The sequence below is a fragment of the Hufsiella ginkgonis genome (genome assembly GCF_009834915.1).
GTDB classification, from domain to species: Bacteria; Bacteroidota; Bacteroidia; order Sphingobacteriales; family Sphingobacteriaceae; genus Hufsiella; species Hufsiella ginkgonis.
In genome coordinates this window covers 245,245-260,358 of the sequence record NZ_WVHS01000004.1, presented here as the reverse complement: position 1 = coordinate 260,358, position 15,114 = coordinate 245,245, and the positions used below count along the sequence as shown (strand labels likewise).

General features: G+C 53.5%; 10 protein-coding genes. 8 read left to right on the top strand and 2 right to left on the bottom strand.

Annotated features, from left to right (window positions below; genetic code table 11):
• The first annotated feature begins 129 nt into the window (after positions 1 to 129).
• On the top strand, positions 130 to 2,178 hold the full coding sequence (locus GS398_RS17400; protein ID WP_160908089.1) for a sensor histidine kinase: 2,049 nt from the start codon (positions 130 to 132) through the stop codon (positions 2,176 to 2,178).
• Between the two features lie 100 nt (positions 2,179 to 2,278).
• Here the strand turns inward: GS398_RS17400 and GS398_RS17395 are convergent, their stop codons facing one another.
• Positions 2,279 to 5,047 (bottom strand): carboxypeptidase-like regulatory domain-containing protein, encoded by a 2,769-nt coding sequence (locus GS398_RS17395; protein ID WP_160908088.1) that lies wholly within the window; start codon positions 5,045 to 5,047, stop codon positions 2,279 to 2,281.
• A 311-nt stretch (positions 5,048 to 5,358) separates the two neighbouring features.
• Here GS398_RS17395 and GS398_RS17390 point away from each other — a divergent pair, with 311 nt between their 5' ends.
• A complete protein-coding gene (locus GS398_RS17390) occupies positions 5,359 to 6,384 on the top strand; it encodes an aldo/keto reductase (protein ID WP_160908087.1) in 1,026 nt (341 codons plus the stop codon).
• 89 nt (positions 6,385 to 6,473) lie between these two features.
• Entirely contained in the window at positions 6,474 to 7,172 is a 699-nt protein-coding gene (locus tag GS398_RS17385; protein ID WP_160908086.1) for a molybdopterin-dependent oxidoreductase, read from the top strand.
• 65 nt (positions 7,173 to 7,237) lie between these two features.
• Here GS398_RS17385 and GS398_RS17380 read toward each other — a convergent pair whose 3' ends face one another.
• Positions 7,238 to 7,618, bottom strand: coding sequence for a VOC family protein (locus GS398_RS17380; RefSeq protein WP_160908085.1), 381 nt, complete (start codon positions 7,616 to 7,618; stop codon positions 7,238 to 7,240).
• 161 nt (positions 7,619 to 7,779) lie between these two features.
• Here GS398_RS17380 and GS398_RS17375 point away from each other — a divergent pair, with 161 nt between their 5' ends.
• From GS398_RS17375 to GS398_RS17355, 5 genes are all read left to right on the top strand, one after another.
• Positions 7,780 to 8,811: an Atu2307/SP_0267 family LLM class monooxygenase gene (locus GS398_RS17375; protein WP_160908084.1), complete on the top strand. Its 1,032-nt coding sequence runs from the start codon at positions 7,780 to 7,782 to the stop codon at positions 8,809 to 8,811.
• Positions 8,812 to 9,177: 366 nt separating this feature from the next.
• Positions 9,178 to 9,606, top strand: coding sequence for an SRPBCC family protein (locus GS398_RS17370; protein ID WP_160908083.1), 429 nt, complete (start codon positions 9,178 to 9,180; stop codon positions 9,604 to 9,606).
• 70 nt (positions 9,607 to 9,676) lie between these two features.
• The gene (locus GS398_RS17365; RefSeq protein ID WP_160908082.1) at positions 9,677 to 9,910 is read left to right on the top strand and encodes a DUF4842 domain-containing protein; all 234 of its coding nucleotides are present in this window, start codon (positions 9,677 to 9,679) and stop codon (positions 9,908 to 9,910) included.
• Between the two features lie 457 nt (positions 9,911 to 10,367).
• Positions 10,368 to 12,017: an FAD-dependent oxidoreductase gene (locus tag GS398_RS17360; RefSeq protein WP_160908081.1), complete on the top strand. Its 1,650-nt coding sequence runs from the start codon at positions 10,368 to 10,370 to the stop codon at positions 12,015 to 12,017.
• Positions 12,018 to 12,074: 57 nt separating this feature from the next.
• A complete protein-coding gene (locus tag GS398_RS17355; protein WP_160908080.1) occupies positions 12,075 to 15,101 on the top strand; it encodes a PVC-type heme-binding CxxCH protein in 3,027 nt (1,008 codons plus the stop codon).
• Positions 15,102 to 15,114 lie beyond the last annotated feature (13 nt).

The following is a 15,114-nucleotide window of genomic DNA, read 5'->3' as shown; positions in this document are numbered from 1 at the left end:
GCGCCCTTTATGAACATCTCCGCGCCCTCCGTTAAATTCAGGACCATCATAACGATTTTACACTTCCCCGGCAGGAAATTGTTAGAAAATGCTGATCTTTAGGCGGTTTGATAAGATCAACTGCACTGCTTGTATTTACACCTGCTCTCCACTGTGAATTGCCTGCCGAACCCCAGGTGCGGCCTGTTTGGCTGTCTTTTACTCCTGTTCCTGCTTTCCTGTTCCAGGAAAGAAAACCGTATTTCCGACCTGCAGATCGAGCATGACCTGCTGCGTGTCGATAGTCTTTATATTAACCGGAAATTCGGGGAAGGTACCGCATTACTTAACTCCCTGGGGCTGCGGATCAAGCGCAACAGTCCCCAGTCGGTAAACTACTACCGGCTTAAGGTAGTGCATTATGAAGGGAACGCCGCCATGATGAGAGCCTATGCAGACAGCGCGCTTTCGTTCTTTTCTACCCCCGAATTGACCGAGAAATATAAAGAGCAATACGTGCAGGTGCTGCTCATGAAAGGCGACGTATGTATGCGTGAGCGAAAATATAACGATGCCCTCACCTACTTCTATCGCGGAAAGGTATTGCTTGAGCGTAACAAAGGAGCCTGCGGCATCAGCGATTTTACTTCGGCCATGGCCGGATTGCTGTATGGACAGAAAAAATTCGCCCAGGCGGCGGCTTATTGGGTCGAAAGTTACCGCTGGATGGAAAAATGCAAAACCGAAGGTACTGCCCAGCGCTACTTTCATATCCAGCAGGGAACGCTCAACAACGCAGGATATGCTTTCGAAAACGCAGGCATGATCGATAGCGCACTGTACTATTACCAGAAAGATGTAGACCTGATCAACGGGGCGGAAGGCAGTAAAATTATTTCGCGGCGCGCCCTCAACTCGGCCCGACTGGCGGTGTACGATAACATAGGCAGCGTTTATACCAGGCTGAATAAACGCAAACTGGCGAAAAGTTTCCTGCTAAAAAGTGTAGCCCTGGACCTCCGCCTGGATGGCGCCGTGATCCCGCCGTTGGTTAAACTAGCCAGGATCCATTTAATGGACGGCGACTACAAGGCCGCCGATTCCGCCTTTCAGCGAAGCCGCCTGCTGCTAAATAAGTTTAAAGATGCAAACCTAAGCTCGGAGATCAAATGGTACAAGTTCCGGTCGGAATATTATTTTAAACAGCACAAGCTTGCGGAAGCTTACCGTACCCTGGAGGCATACATCCGCATAAAAGATTCGGTAGAACGCATCGATGCCGAGCTGAACAAAATGGATGTGAACAAGGAGTTCAAATCGCTCCAACAGGAAAGCAGCCTTAATAACCTCGAGAAACGCGAAGAATATAACCGCTACTACCTGATCGGTGCGGCTATTTTCCTGCTCATGCTGGTGATCATCGTGATACTGGTCAGCAAAAACCTCGGGCAGGTAAAAAAGAACAGCCGGGTAGCGAACCTCAACAACCTGCGGCTGCAGCGAACGCTTTCGGAGCTCGAGCTGGCCAACAAGAACTACATCCGCATTATGCGGGTAATGGCGCACGACCTCAAGAACCCGCTATCGGGCATTATCGGCCTCGTTTCGGTGCTGCTGGAAGAGGATGGCTTTACGGAGGACCAGATTTCGATGCTCAAACTGATCGAAAGTACCGGCTCGCATTCTATCGGGATGATTAACGAGCTGTTAAAATCGGGCCTGGCCGATGAGCGCGAGCACATGGTTAAAACGCCCGTTAACCTGCAAACGCTGTTAAACGACTCGGTAGAACTGCTCCGGTTCCGCGCCGGTGAAAAACACCAGGAGATCGTTTATGAGCACACAGAGCCTGTCTGGGCGGAAGTGAACCGGGAAAAGATCTGGCGCGTATTTAATAACCTGATCATTAACGCCATAAAGTTCAGCCCTAATAACAGCAGGATCAAGGTGGAGATCAGGCAATTTAAGCGGAAGGTAGTGATCGTGGTTTCTGATAGGGGAATAGGTATCCCCGACGAAAATAAAGAACTGGTGTTTGAAATGTTCACGCCGGCCAAGCGGATGGGCACCAATGGGGAGCAGCCGTTCGGCCTGGGCTTATCGATCTCCAAACGCATCGTCGAACTGCACAACGGCAGGATCTGGTTTAAGGATAACCCGGATGGCGGGACCGAGTTCTTTATCGAGCTGCCGGTATAAAGCCCGGTAAACCGATAGGTGCTGCAACCGTTTCACCACGATTTTCCGGTTGCGGGTGCGGGCATGATCAGCATAACCTCCTTCGCCCTCGTTCCGGCGTTTATTTTTTTTCTACAGCAAGCACTTTCCGTGCCGAGCCAAGCGCACCTTGCATATCGCTGCCTTCTACAATCACGGTGTAAGTACCCGGGAGATCGGCGGCAAAGAACGAAACCGTAGCCATGCCGTCTTTATCCGTGACGATATCCGGCGCCCAGAAAATGGTAGAACGGCGGTCGGATCCCGCGGCAAGCGTGGTTTTTACATCGTACCGCGGACTGTAAAAAGTGGCGGGGACGCTTAACGGCAACGGGCGGAATACGTACGTCCCCGTTGTTTTTTTCATAAACGGGCCATGACCGGTACGTGTGGTCACCTCGATAAAACAATGTTCCCATGGGATAGATAGCGGGGGCAGAAAGCGGGTATTGTAGCTCATCTGGTACTTGCCGGTGCGCATTACTTCGATGCCTTTAATGTCGTCTGCGCTATAGTAGGAAAAAAAGGTCTCGAGGTGTTCGCGGTAGGAGGTGCCCTCCATGCGGGTAAAATCCACGTTGGTACCGTCAATGATCAGGTGTACCAGCATGTCGTTTACCATGTAGAACCAGCGGCCGCCCTTAAAACCTTTTAACGCGAAGCCTTTAACGTTCTCCTTCAGCAGGTCGCCGAGAGTTTTCCGGCCGGATTTAACCATAAACTCCTCATCCAATATCAGGTCGGCCTCGCCGGGCCCGTTCAGGTTTTTCGAGCCGGTGATCACCCTTTTCGTGCGGATGGCTACCTCGTTCATTAAGATCCCGCCGTATTTTTTAGCGTCCTCCTTTTTCTCCTGCACCTTGTGGGTAATAAAGTTCAGCCGCAGCGGGTCGGTGTTCAGGTACCAGGGCGCAATACGTTCCTGGGGTTGCGTAAACATAGGCGGAACAAACTCGTTCACTTCGATGCCTACGTTAAAACTTTTGCCTTTCTTGTTCCGGGCCTGCAGGAAAAACGCCGTACTATCACTTACCGGGAGGTTCCTGAACGTAAAAATGCCTTGTTCATTGGTTACGGTATCTAATATGGCGGTCGGTTTTTTGGATAGCAGTACAAGACCGCTGTTGGCGACGGGCTTGTTCATGATGTTGGTTACGCGTCCCCTTACGGTAAAAGATTTTTCTGCTTCGAACGGCGGGGCCGACGGTTTGCCGAAAACCTGCAGCCAGCTATAGCCAACCCAGCCCTGGGTGAGCATCAGGTGGTCGATGTCACGCGAAACACCCGCGCCGGCAGTAAAATAATAACCGGGATCTTCTACGGCGCCCTTCAGGTCGGAGGTGAGCAGCATGGAAGCAAGCAGGCTGGTCTCCTTCGTGCTGTCGCGTTTAACCTGCGAATCATCGGTTACTGCCAGCGAGAAAGTTCCGCGTACCGGTTCACCCGTTTCGCCGGTTACCTGTACCCGCAATGCGATGCTGTCGCGCACCTGGTATTGGGGTTTTGCGTAAATAGCCAGCCTTAACTGGTCATGGTGGTTAACAAATACGATCCGTTCATTTAGCGGCGTTTTGGTTTCGTTAAGCAGCGTAAACCGTACGATCCCCGTGGCAAACAATTTCTTGCTGAGCTTCATCGTGGCGGTTCCCTTGCTGGCGTTAAAAGAGGCGCCATAGCAGGGCACGCCCCGGGTTTGCGCCACCAGGTAGTACATAGCGGCGGCTTGCACCAGGTCTTCAGAGAATGCTACGGTAACCTCCAGCGAGTCGCTTCCGGCGATGTCGGCAACGCGGAGCACGGTACCGGTGTTTTTTACCGCCGGCAGCGGATATGTTTTTACGGCTCCTCCCGGGAGCACGACCTTTGCGGTGTACGTTTCGCCGGGGAAAGGATCCAGGGGAAATGCACCCATGCCGAGATGCCCGGACTTAAAGGCGCCAACTTCCTGGAGCTTGCTGTTGAGCACGGTACCCGAAATGTTCCTGCCTTTCCCATCCTCGCCGATGGCTTTAAAACCGACCGTAGTTTCAAGGTGACCCACGAGGTTTCCCCCTTCAGGCAGGAACTGGAGATCGATATTTTCCAGGTTTTCCGGCGTTACCGGGAATGAAAGCTTACGCTTGCCCTGTCCGTTCCGGCGATCCTCTACCAGTACCGAAAGGTTATCCGCTATAGAACGCTGCCCCAGCGGGAGAGTCACCTCCAGCGAGCCATCTAATTTTGTTTCCAGGTCCTCTTTATAGAGGGTTTTCTTCCCGGCCAGTACGCTCAGCCGCATTTCGCGAAGCGCTACCGGTTCTTTGTTAAGGTCGGCAAAACGCAAGGCGAGCCTGGCACTGTCGCCGCTGCTTTTTTTCTCCACCCGTATGCGGGCGTTCACCATCCAGTCTTTTTCGTTAAGCTCCGAAACTTCGAAACGCGCAACCGGGATAAAATCTTCGCCGAAGTTTCGCATCCAGTTGGTGTATACGCGCAGGGTATAGCTCCCGGCGGGAAACGTTTTGTCGATCGCGATGTTCGCACGCCCGAGCCCATAAAGTAGCGGGATCATTTCGCGTTTTATCACTTTATTGCTGTCGTTGGCAACTTCCGTATAAAGCAGGCCGCTCCTTGTCGCGCCCGTGAGGTCCTTTGCGTTGAACAGGTACGTTTTAAACCAGAGCGTATCACCCTGCACATACCACGGTTTATCAAGCTGTACATACGCTTTTTCGATGGGATGGCTCTCGGCGAAACTGGTCATCGCGCCAAGGACCACCCGCACGCTTTCCCTGGTCGGAATTTGTGCATACGCAGTCCCCGTTCCGTAAAACGCGAACGATAACAGGCAGTATAAGCGAAGGGATTTCATGCCGAAAGATAGTAATTAATGGCCTTATTGATCGTTTTTCACGGATAGTTAGCGCCGCCAAACGCCGTGTTCCGGTCGCACCGGCATATAGCCGCCTTCGAACACCACGGTCAAGTGTTTTTTTTAATGGAAAGCTCGGCAACCGGCCATGGCCCCGGAACACCATGTGCGCACTTTCGCCGGCAGGATACTGCGCTTTGGCGCCTGCGTACGGGAAGATGAGAAAAATGACGGCAAACAGACACCCCGACGGGTAGCTTCATGCTGAAAGATAGGGATATTTCCTAAAATTGCACTAAATCACGATCATCATGAAATACAACCTATTAGGCAATACGGGCCTCAAGGTATCTGAGCTTTGTCTTGGTACCATGACCTTTGGCGGCAAGGGCGGGATCTGGACCCAAATCGGCGACCTGCAGCAGGAACCCGTGGATCAGCTAATGAAAAAGGCGGTCGATGCCGGCATCAATTTTATTGATACGGCTAATGTATACTCCGAGGGATTATCAGAAGAGCTTACCGGGAAAGCCATCCGCAACCTGGGCCTCGATCGCGACGACCTCGTGATCGCCACCAAGGTACGCGGCAAGATGGGTGATGGCCCGAACCAGGTCGGTCTCTCGCGCAAGCACATCTTTACGCAGGTAGATGCCAGCCTGAAACGTCTGGGTACCGACTATATCGATCTTTACCAGATCCACGGATATGACGCGCTCACGCCTATAGAAGATACCGTGGATGCGCTCGATGCCCTGGTGCAGGCCGGCAAGGTGCGCTACATCGGCGCCAGCAACCTGAGCGCCTGGCAGATGATGAAGGCACTCAGCTATTCTACGTATAACCGTAAGGCGAAATTCGTATCGCTGCAATCCTATTACACGCTTGCTGGCCGCGACCTGGAACGCGATATCGTACCCATGCTTACCGATCAGCAGGTGGGTTTGATGGTCTGGAGCCCGCTTGCCGGCGGCCTGCTCAGCGGCAAATTCAACCGGTCGGGCGAAGCGGAAGCCGGCTCGCGGCGGGCTACGTTCGACTTCCCCCCGGTGAATAAAGACCGTGCATTTAATGCAGTGGATGTGCTGCAAACCATGGCGAACGAAAAGGGTGCTACCGTGCCCCAACTCGCCCTGGCCTGGTTGTTGCACCAGGAAGTGGTAACCACGGTGATCATCGGCGCGAAAAAACCGGAACAGCTGGAGGATAACCTCGGAGCGGTAAGTGTGACCTTTACCCCCGAAGAGCTTCAGCAGCTGGATGAGGTGAGTAAGCTCCCGGCGGAATATCCCGCCTGGATGATTGAGCGACAGGGCGCAGACCGGAAAAATAACTAAGATGGCGTTGTGCGTTTGACGTTGTACGTTCCTGCAAAATACTTAAAACAGGATCGGTAACGTCAAACGTACGTCTAACCCAAGCGCGTATGAGCAAGGTCAGCCAAGAGAAGATCATTGAATCGCGGATGAAACTGCGTGCCAGGTTCGAAGAAAAAATGCGGTTAACCCCGTCTGTTGCGGACGACAAGCCCAGGGGTTCGGGACCGGAAAACAGGCATGGAATGCCGCAGCTGCCCATCGGGCAAACCGCCACCAGCAAATGGCCGGTGCTCGATCTCGGCTACCAGCCGGAAATTGGTTTGGGCCGCTGGCGGCTCATGGTAGATGGCGAAGTAGAGAACCCCGTCCGCCTCACCTGGAACGAGTTTATGGAGATGCCGCAAACTGACGATGTTTCTGACTTTCATTGCGTTACCACCTGGTCAAAGCTTAATATGCGCTGGCGGGGGGTGCGGCTGCTGGATATCGCCGCATTGGTGCAGCCCAAAGATACCGCCACCCACCTCTTATGCTATGGGTACGATACCTATACCACCAATATTTCGTTGGAAGAGGCCCTTAAACCTGATGTATTGCTGGTCCACACCTTCGAAGGAAAGCCCCTGGAACGCGAACACGGCGGCCCTGTGCGGATGATCACGCCCCAGCTTTACGCCTGGAAAGGCTCAAAATGGATCAAACGCATCAGGTTTATGAATGCCGACGAAAAGGGATTCTGGGAAGAACGCGGCTATTCGAATACCGCGTACCCCTGGCGGAATGACAGGTATGATGATGAGGGGTAGCAATAACGGCCTGCGGCTAAATTTGGCGCCCTGTTAAGTGATCTTCCTTCTGGTACACCTCTTACCTAGCCAGCGGCCACCGATGTGATCCACCAGGTATTGCCGAAGGGATCGGTTACCCCGCACGTCCTTCCGTAGTTTTGATCGCTCAGACCCATTATTGAAACGGCGCCGTTTGCGAGTGCGCTTTCATAGCTGTGATCCGCGTTTTCTACGTATACGAACAAGCTGGCCGGTACGGGCGGCCAGTCGTCGGACGCATCGCAAAACATGATGGTCGAGCCGCTGATCTCGACCTCCGCATGCATGTACGTGGTTTGATCGTCGCGTTTAACCTCGTTAATGACTATTGCGCCGAACACTTTCCCTGTAAAATCGATAAAACCGGTGGCATTGTTTAGCATCAGGTAGGGCATTACCGACTGGTGTCCTTTTGGAATTTCCATGTTATTTGTTGTTAGTGAGGTAAAGATAGGATAACTCGCCTTAGAAATTTACCATAAAGACACAATTAAGGATGCGATTGTTGATAAATTGCGTCCTTTTCACCCTGGTTGTTTTTCCACGTTCCGGTGGCAGCAATCAGGCATATAATTGTTAATAACTTATGGAATTAGGTATCAGCAGCTTTGGTGAAATAGTCCCCGACCACGTAGCAGGGAAGGCGGTAAATGCGCACCGGCGCATACAAGACCTGTTGGAGGAAATTAAACTGGCCGACGAGATCGGTCTCGATGTGTACGCCCTGGGAGAACATCACCGGCCTGATTACGTGATCTCGGCGCCCGAGGTGGTGCTGGCTGCGGCGGCTGGCGCTACACGTCGTATCCGTTTGTCGAGCTCCGTCACCGTGTTAAGCTCCGCCGACCCGGTGCGTACGTTCCAGAATTTCGCTTCTTTAGACCTTGCTTCCAACGGAAGGGCGGAGATCATGGCCGGCCGCGGATCGTTTATCGAGTCGTTTCCGCTGTTCGGGTATAACCTCGACGATTACAACGACCTGTTTACCGAAAAGCTGGACCTCCTGTTAAATATCAACAGGAACGAGATCGTAAACTGGCAAGGGAAACACCGTGCTCCCATTCGTAACCTGGGCGTATACCCGCGGCCGTTACAGCCGGAAATTCCCATTTGGCTTGCGGTAGGAGGAACGCCGGGCTCGGCCGTGAGGGCAGGGAAAATGAACCTGCCTATGACACTGGCCATCCTTGGCGGCCAGCCGGACCAATTCATCCCATTCGTGAACCTTTACCGGCAGTCGGCGGCCGACGCAGGACACGACCCGGGAAAACTGCAGCTGGCCATCAACGTGCATTGTTACCTCGCAGCCGACCCGCAGCAGGCGGTAACGGAGTTCTACCCGTCGTACGAAACCGTGATGAACCGCGTAGGCAGGGAAAGAGGCTGGTCGCCGCTTACCAGGCAGCAGTTCGAGTACCTGCGTACCAGCGGCCCATTAATGGTTGGCACCGCAGAGCAGGTGGCCGAAAAGATCATTTACATGCATGGACTGTTTAAAAATACGCGGTTCCTGGCGCAGGTGATGAACGGCAGCATTCCGCATAGCAAGGTAATGCGGTCGATCGAGCTGTTTGGAACGGAAGTAGCGCCGATAGTGAGGAAGGAATTAGGTGCGTAGCCGATCTTCGTTTTTACGCTTGATCCTTCTTTCTGCCGCGGTAAGATCTCCGCGCGTCCCGACCGCGTGATGTTAGGCTACCCCGTGATCTCCTTCGGGGAGTTTGCACACATGAGTTAGCCGGCTGGCAGACACCGTTAGGATAACAGGACGGAAAGAACCAGCATTAAATGAGATAATCCCGGCCACCCTGCCGGGTTCGGTCCATCTAATCAACACGATCCTGCAAATATTTCATCCTACGGGGTTCAGGGAAGCCCGTTCACATCATTTGTCGCAATCATCCCGCATTTTGTCGTTCCGGGATATGCTGCGATTCTGCGGATACGAGTATGTTTGTATAAACTAAAGCAACAATTGATCAACATGGAAACAACAGGAAAAACCGCTATCACCGTAGAGTCAACCGTTAACGCACCGGTAGAAAAAGTTTGGGAGATCTGGGGAGAACCCGAACACATTAAGAAATGGAACAGCGCTTCCGACGACTGGCATACCCCGCACGCGGAAAACGACCTGCGCACCGGCGGAAAATTCCTATCGACAATGGCGGCAAAAGACGGCAGCTTCAGCTTTGATTTTTCCGGGGTATATGACGAGGTGGTAGAACATAAAAGCATTGCCTACAGCATGGCCGATGGCCGGAAAGTTAGCGTAACCTTTACCCCGGAGGGCGATGGCACCAAAGTAACCGAAATCTTCGACGCGGAAACTCAGCACTCCGTAGAGATGCAAAAGGCCGGCTGGCAATCTATCCTGGATAACTTTAAGAGATATACGGAAGCGCAGGCGTAAGAAGGATACCGTTTCCCTTATTCCCTGTTTTTGTGCTGCTGCTATCGCTACCTGCTGGTTAAGGCGAAGGATGACGCCGCCCATACGGGGGGATAAGGTGGACGTATATTATCTTTCGTCAGACCGTTTCCCCTGGGCGCTGGATATTCCTGCTGCCGGATTTAACTACCCCTGTGAGTCGGTAAATATCAATAACGCTTACCTGAAGTTTGGTGCCTGGGTAAATTCCGGGGGTACCGCTTACAGCGACTGGTACAGCAATACCGTCCAGGGTTACCGGAATACGGAGAATATTTTCCCATGAGCGGGAAGTTTTTAGCCGGCTAACCCCGGTTATTTCAATCCCGGTTCGAACACCTCGAAGTATTCGATAGGTATAGGCCCGCCCCCCTGCGGGATAATTTCCAGCGTATGCGGCCCATTGACGTCGGCCTCCTGATGCGATCTCTAACCTGGTAAGGACCATCCATGTGCGCCGCTGAGTGCCGGAACAGCCGTACCTCCGGAAATGCTGATGTGGCACCTCAGCGAAAAGCCGGAGATTGCCGCCCTGCAGCTGTTAAATATCCTGTTTACGGTTCCGCAGATGTACGGGCAGGCAGGTGAGCCTTGCGAAAATAAATATGACTAAGGATGGCATCAACTGGCGGTGCCGATAGCGGGTATCGTGACCCTACAATACAGAAATTCAATTTTACCTGTATAAATCTTCAAATTTACCCATATTAGCAAGGCGCCAGCTACTAACCAAAATACTGTCAATGAAACGATTACTCTTATTGTGCAGCCTTACGGCGATGTTGTTTCTCCAGGTAAGCGGAAAACAGGTAAAACAACCGCTAACCGCTGACGTGGTCATTTATGGCGGTACTTCAGCGGCGATCACCGCCGCGGTGCAGCTGGTAAGAATGGGAAAGAGCGTGATCGTGGTATCGCCAGACAAACACCTTGGCGGGCTCTCTGCCGGCGGGTTAGGGTTTACCGACACCGGCAACAAACAGGTGATCGGCGGCCTTTCACGGGAATTTTACCAGCAGGTATATGCTCACTATGAAGAAAATAGCGCATGGAAATGGCAGCCAAAGGCGGAGTATGGCAACAAAGGGCAGGGCACCCCGGCCATAGATGGCAGCCAGCGTACCATGTGGATCTTTGAGCCTCATGCAGCGGAAAAGATCTTCGAAGATTTTGTAAACAAATATCATATCCGGGTGGCCCGCAACGAATGGCTGAACCGTGTTTCCGGGGTTAAGAAGGCGGCTGGCCGCATCATTTCCATTACCACCCTTAGCGGGAAAACTTATACCGGCAAAATGTTCGTCGACGCTACCTACGAGGGCGACCTGATGGCGGCTGCGGGCGTAAAATACCATGTGGGCCGCGAGGCCAACAGCGTGTATGGCGAGGAATGGAACGGCGTCCAGGCAGGCATCCTGCATCACGGCCACCATTTTAAAATGGACATAAGTCCTTACCTGGTACCCGGTAAGCCGGCAAGCGGGTTATTGCCCAACGTTTCTGCCAAAGACCCGGGTAAAAGAGGCGAAGGCGACCACCGCATCCAGGCTTATTGCTATCGGCTATGCCTCACCAACAACGCGGGTAACCGCGTGCCGTTCCCCAAACCCGCGGGATATGACCCTAAACAATACGAGCTCTTGCTGCGTGTGTTTAACAGCGGCTGGCGCGAAACCTTTAAAAAATTTGACCCGATCCCCAATAAAAAGACGGATACCAACAACCACGGGCCCTTCAGTACCGACTTTATCGGGGCAAACTATGATTACCCGGAAGCGTCTTACGCCCGCCGCAAAGCGATCCTGAAAGCGCACGAAACCTACCAGAAAGGGTTGATGTACTTTATCGCCAATGACCCGCGCGTACCCGCCGACGTACAAGGCGAAATGAAGACATGGGGCCTTGCCAAAGACGAATTTACCGATAACGGCAACTGGCCTCACCAGATCTACGTGCGGGAAGCGCGCAGGATGATCGGCTCGTACGTGATGACCGAGAACGAGGTGCTGGGCAAACGTCCCGTTCCGCAATCCATCGGCATGGGATCCTACACCCTCGACTCGCACAACGCCCAGCGCTACATAAAACCGGACGGCTTTGTGCAGAACGAAGGCGATATCGGGGTGGATCCCCATAACCCTTACCAGGTCGCTTACGGTTCCCTGGTGCCAAAAAAGGAAGAGTGCCAGAACCTGCTCGTGCCCGTTTGTATGTCCAGCTCCCACATCGCCTATGGCTCTATGCGCATGGAACCGGTGTTTATGATCCTTGGACAAAGCGCAGCCACCGCCGCAGCACAAGCCATCGATTCCCGCAAAGCGGTACAGGACATCGATTACGAGGCGCTGAAAAAGCGATTGCTGCAGGATAAGATGGTACTCGAACTAAAATAGCATGCTTATAGTATATACCAGCCATCTGTTATACATTTGATCAACTAACCAATCCTTATGCCTACTATTAAAAAGCTCCTGCGAGGCAGGTTCCCGATGTTAACCGTTTTTACAGGCGCCGTACTGGCGTTCAGCGCGTATCGGTTTTATTACCCTGACGATGCCGCCTCGGGGCTCGAAGCGGCGCCCGGTCTCGAAGTAAAAGTGTTCGCCGCCGAACCATTATTGCTGAACCCCACCAATATCGATATCGACGAGAAAGGACGCGTTTGGGTATGCGAGGCCATTAACTATCGACCGGTACAAAACCCGGCCAACCCGAAAAGACCGGAAGGCGACCGCATCCTCATCCTCGAAGACAACGACGGCGATGGCAGGGCCGACAAGCAGAAGGTCTTTTACCAGGGGAATGATGTGAACGCCGCCCTGGGCATCTGCGTGCTTGGTAATAAGGCGATCGTGTCCGTTTCGCCGAACGTGTTCATTTTTACCGATACGGATGGCGACGATAAGGCAGATAAGAAAGAACTGCTGTTTACCGGCATCGATGGCGAGCAGCACGACCACGCCGTGCACGCTTTCAGCTTCGGACCCGATGGAAAGCTGTATTTCAACTTCGGGAACGAAGGAAAGAATATAAAAGACAAGAACGGCGAACCCCTTAAAGACCGTTTAGGCAATGTAATAGCCGACAATGGCAAGCCCTACCGCCAGGGAATGGTGTTCCGCTGCAATATGGACGGGTCGGATATCGAAGTGCTTGGCAATAATTTCAGGAACAACTACGAGGTGGCGGTAGATTCGTACGGGACCTTGTGGCAGTCGGATAACGACGACGACGGTAACCGCGGCGTGCGGATCAACTACGTGATGCAGTACGGCAACTATGGTTACCAGGACGAAATGACCGGCGCAGGCTGGAGAGCACCACGCGCCAACATGGAAACGGAGATACCGCTTCGCCACTGGCACCTGAACGACCCGGGCGTAGTACCCAATTTATTGCAAACCGGTGCCGGTTCACCTACCGGTATCCTCTTGTACGAGGGCGATCTGCTGCCGGAAGTTTTTCGTAACCAGGTCATCCACTCGGATGCGGGTCCGAACGTGGTACGTGCATACCCGGTTAAACCTGATGGCGCCGGTTACAAAGCGGAACTGGTCAATATTCTGACCACGAAAGACGATAAATGGTTTCGCCCATCGGATGTAGGTATCGCCCCGGATGGCTCGCTGATCGTGGCCGACTGGTACGATCCTGGCGTTGGCGGTCACCGCATGCAGGATGTAAATAAAGGACGTTTGTTCCGGGTGGCTCCCCCGGGGACGCCTTACAAGGTACCGGCGCCAGACCTTAAATCCGCCGAAGGCGCGCTCCACGCACTGAACAGCCCTAACCTGGCGACCCGTTACCTTGGCTGGACTAAGCTGAACAGCCTCGGTAAAAAAGCGGAAAAGGTACTGGCCCGGCAATTCCAGACAGACGCCAACCCGCGTTTCAGGGCAAGGGCCTGCTGGCTGCTATCGAAATTAGAAGCGAAAAAAGCGAAAAAATATATCGGCCTGGCCGTTGCAGACGCAAACGCGGATATCCGGATCACCGGTCTTCGCGCCGCCATGGAATTAAAAATGGACGTAAATCCCCTGTTAAATAAGCTAGCCTCCGATCCTTCTCCGCAAGTGAGGCGCGAAGTGGCGGTGCAGCTGCGGTTTAATACCACGGCCGAAGCGCCTGCTATCTGGACCAGGCTTGCCAACCAGTACGATGGTAACGACCGCTGGTACCTGGAAGCATTGGGCATCGGTGCCGGGCTGCAATGGGACAAATGCTTTAATACCTGGTACCAGCAAACTGACCGCAATATGGCAAAAAAGGCTACGCGCGACATTACCTGGCGTGCCCGTACACCGGCGGCCATGGCGCTGCTCCCCGGGTTGATCAGCGATCCGTTGGTACCTGCGGCGGAGTTGCCCCGGTATTTCAGGGCCTTCGATTTTTACCCGGAATCGCCCGGGAAGCAGCTGCTGCTGACAGGTTTGCTTAACGGCGGAGGCGCCAGGAACACCCAAATAAATATGCTTGCCCTGGCACAGATCTCACCGGAAAGCGCCGGCCAGCCACAGGTTCAGGCGGCGTTGCAGCAGGTGCTGGAAGCGAATAAGGGAAAGATCGAATTTATAGAAATGGTGAACCGCTTTAAGATCAGGAACCAGGACGCCGGGTTGCTGAACATGGCGCTCACCCAGCCTTCAAGCCCGATCGGTATGGAGGCCGCCAAGTCGCTGCTGGCAGGCAATCCCGATCTGCTGGAGAAAAATATCAACGGGTCTGACGAAAGCGCGACCGCCATTTTCACCGCCCTCGGTACCTTCGGCGACCTGAAAACACTGAAATGGATGGAAACAGTGAGCACCAACCCGGCCAGGAACATGCGTGTGCGTCAATCGGCCATTAAAACCATGGGCATGAGCCGTACCGGTGAAGACCGCATCCTCGCCATGGTGAAGAAAAAGAACATGGAGCCCGGTTTACAGCAGGCCAGCGCGAGCGTATTGTTCCGGGCATCCAGGCCCGCTATCCGCGAAGAAGCCGCACAGTATATTACCAACCCGTCGAAAGAAGGGAAACCGCTGGCGCCTATCGATAAGCTCGCCGTGCTGTCAGGCAATGCGGTAAACGGCAAAGCCGTGTTTGCCGCCAGCTGCCTGGTTTGCCACAAAGTAAATACTGCCGGCAGCCTGTTCGGGCCGGAGCTTTCGGAAATCGGCAACAAGCTGCCCAAAATCGCCTTGTACGATGCCATCCTGAACCCAAGTGCGGGCATCAGTTTCGGTTATGAAGGGTACGTGGTGAAATTAAAAAACGGCACCACCGTAGAAGGGATCATCGCCAGCGAAACGAATGATAAACTGGATGTCCGCTTCCCGGGAGGAGCCGTGATCAGCTACCCCAAAGCGGACGTCGTGTCGAAGTCGCTGTCGGGCAGCTCGCCCATGCCGTCGAACCTGCAGCAGGGCATGACCCAACAGGAGCTGGTCGACCTGGTAGAATACCTCACCACGTTAAAAAAGGTCGGTAACTGATATCCATCCCGCT

Bases quoted from the DNA above. Each gene is read 5' to 3' on its own strand.
- GS398_RS17395 (WP_160908088.1), bottom strand. From the start codon at position 5,047: ATGAAATCCCTTCGCTTATACTGCCTGTTATCGTTCGCGTTTTACGGA.
- GS398_RS17390 (WP_160908087.1), top strand. From the start codon at position 5,359: ATGAAATACAACCTATTAGGCAATACGGGCCTCAAGGTATCTGAGCTT.
- GS398_RS17385 (WP_160908086.1), top strand. From the start codon at position 6,474: ATGAGCAAGGTCAGCCAAGAGAAGATCATTGAATCGCGGATGAAACTG.
- GS398_RS17380 (WP_160908085.1), bottom strand. From the start codon at position 7,618: ATGGAAATTCCAAAAGGACACCAGTCGGTAATGCCCTACCTGATGCTA.
- GS398_RS17375 (WP_160908084.1), top strand. From the start codon at position 7,780: ATGGAATTAGGTATCAGCAGCTTTGGTGAAATAGTCCCCGACCACGTA.
- GS398_RS17370 (WP_160908083.1), top strand. From the start codon at position 9,178: ATGGAAACAACAGGAAAAACCGCTATCACCGTAGAGTCAACCGTTAAC.
- GS398_RS17365 (WP_160908082.1), top strand. From the start codon at position 9,677: ATGACGCCGCCCATACGGGGGGATAAGGTGGACGTATATTATCTTTCG.
- GS398_RS17360 (WP_160908081.1), top strand. From the start codon at position 10,368: ATGAAACGATTACTCTTATTGTGCAGCCTTACGGCGATGTTGTTTCTC.
- GS398_RS17355 (WP_160908080.1), top strand. From the start codon at position 12,075: ATGCCTACTATTAAAAAGCTCCTGCGAGGCAGGTTCCCGATGTTAACC.